Origin of the sequence: Streptomyces sp. 13-12-16, from assembly GCF_002114215.1 — a bacterium.
Taxonomy (GTDB): domain Bacteria; phylum Actinomycetota; class Actinomycetes; order Streptomycetales; family Streptomycetaceae; genus Streptomyces.
In genome coordinates this window covers 1,141-3,250 of record NZ_NCTE01001053.1, presented here as the reverse complement: position 1 = coordinate 3,250, position 2,110 = coordinate 1,141, and the positions used below count along the sequence as shown (strand labels likewise).

At 71.4% G+C, this 2,110-nt stretch carries 2 protein-coding genes; one reads left to right on the top strand and one right to left on the bottom strand.

All coding sequences use genetic code 11. The features are described from left to right. On the bottom strand, nucleotides 1–989 hold a 989-nt coding region (locus tag B7767_RS35030; protein ID WP_085575602.1), incomplete at its 3' end, for an ATP-grasp domain-containing protein. A gap of 241 nt (nucleotides 990–1,230) precedes the next feature. Here B7767_RS35030 and B7767_RS35025 point away from each other — a divergent pair. Continuing rightward, nucleotides 1,231–2,088, top strand: a complete 858-nt coding sequence (locus tag B7767_RS35025; protein ID WP_085575599.1) for a metallophosphoesterase — start codon at nucleotides 1,231–1,233, stop codon at nucleotides 2,086–2,088. The last annotated feature ends 22 nt before the right edge of the window (nucleotides 2,089–2,110 follow it).

The window sequence follows — 2,110 nt, the reverse complement described above, 5'->3', positions numbered from 1 at the left end:
GTGTAGTCCTGGCCCAGGAACGGCGGTACCAGCTCGCCCGGGTCCTCGCCGAGCGCCAGCCGCACGGCGGCCCACGGGGCGTTCACCCCGCACAGCGACAGCTGGTGCAGCCCACCCGCCGGCCGGGTGTTGACGTCCATGAGCACGGGCCGCTCGCCCAGCATCCGGAACTGGATGTTGGACAGGTAGTGCAGTCCGAAGCCCTCCGCGATCCGCCGGGCCGGCTCCAGCCACTGCTCGTGCAGCGTGAAGCCCCTGCGCCGGCCGTTCTTGGTGCGCCCCACCGCCAGCCGGATCCGGTTGTCGGTGCCGGTGAGACAGTCCACCGACACCTCGGGCTGCTCCAGCCGGGGCATCACCAGCCAGTCCACCGGCTCGTCGGCCTCCCGCAGGGCGTCCAGCACCAGGCCGAGCGGCACGTGCGGGCTCGGGAAGCCGCTCAACTGGGTGAGCGAGAAGGGCGCACGGGTGATCACGCGGAAGCCCACCCCGCCCGCGCCGGACGCGGGCTTGAAGCAGGCCCGGTACCCACCCGCCTCCAACTCGTCGACGGCCGCGACGAGTTCGTCCGCACTGCGGACCCGCCACCACGGCGGCACGGGCACCCCGATCGCCTGGACCGCCTCATAGGCGATCACCTTGTCGTGGAACACGGCCACCGCCTCGGGCGGCGGCGCGAGGAGCGCCGTACCGGCCGCCTCGAACTCGGCGCGGTGCGCGACGATCGCCGCCTGGTGCAGCCGGGGCACGAACACGTCGATGCCGCGCCGCTCGCACTGGGCGAGCGCGTACTCGACGTACGCCGCCGGGGACAGCCCCTCGGGTTCGAGTTCGGCGGTGTCGGCGGCGGCCAGCACGGGGGAGTCGGGATCGCCGTGGGTGGCGTGGATCTCGACGGCCCGGTCGCCGGGATTTCTCCGCAGCTGATCCATGAAGAACACGTTCTCCGCGTACGTGCGGTTGAGCCAGACGCGTACGCGAGAGACCATGCAGGCCGCCTTCCGGGGTTCGCGGGCAGGGCTCAGCGGCCCGCTGCCCGGGCAGGAGTGTGGAGGGTCACCGAACCGCCCTGTGCGCAGGACGTTTCACGGCGGTGGTGATGGGGCAGATCATAGGGCTTCGGCAGCCGTTCCAGTACCACACACGAGTGACGGGTCGTGCTTGTCCCGGCGGCACGGATGTGATCTCGTTCGTGCGGGAGTGTGTGACGGCTGAAGGGGGAGACGGGTGATGTCGGGGACAGACGGCGGCGGACAGCTGTGGGCCATCAGCGACCTGCACATCGGTTACACCGAGAACCGTGCCCTGGTCGACGGCATGCGGCCCGAGTCGGACAAGGACTGGCTGATCGTGGCCGGTGACGTCGCGGAGACGGTGGAGGACATCCGCTGGGCCCTCAAGACCCTGGCCGGCCGGTTCGCCAAGGTCGTCTGGGTGCCCGGCAACCACGAGCTGTGGACCCACCCGAGCGACCCGGTCACCCTGCGCGGCGTCGCCCGCTACGACCATCTGGTCGAACAGTGCCGCGACCTCGGGGTGATCACACCCGAGGACCCCTACCCCGTCTGGGACGGCCCCGGCGGCCCGGTCGTCGTCGCACCGCTGTTCCTGCTGTACGACTACTCGTTCCTGCCCCCCGGGTGCGCCACCAAGGACGTGGGGCTGGAGTACGCGCACGGCACCGGGGTCGTCTGCACCGACGAGCAGCTGCTGCACCCCGACCCGTACCCGAGCCGGGAGGCCTGGTGCCGGGCCCGGGTCGAGGAGACCGGGCGCCGGCTGGCCGAGGTGCCGGACGGACTGCCGCTCGTCCTGGTCAACCACTGGCCGCTGCACCGCCATCCGACGGACGTCCTGTGGTACCCCGAGTTCGCCATGTGGTGCGGCACCGTGCTCACCGACGACTGGCACCGGCGGTTCCCCGTCCACACCATGGTCTACGGCCATCTGCACATCCCCCGGACCACCCGGCAGGACGGTGTCCGCTTCGAGGAGGTGTCGGTGGGCTATCCGCGAGAATGGCGCAAGCGGACGCAGCCGCCGGGGCGGCTGCGCCGGATCGTGCCGGGGGAGGACGAGGGACGATGATCGAGGAACTGCTGCCGCAGAC

Coding starts and splice junctions, on each gene's coding strand:
- B7767_RS35025 (WP_085575599.1), top strand. CDS start 1,231: ATGTCGGGGACAGACGGCGGCGGACAGCTGTGGGCCATCAGCGACCTG.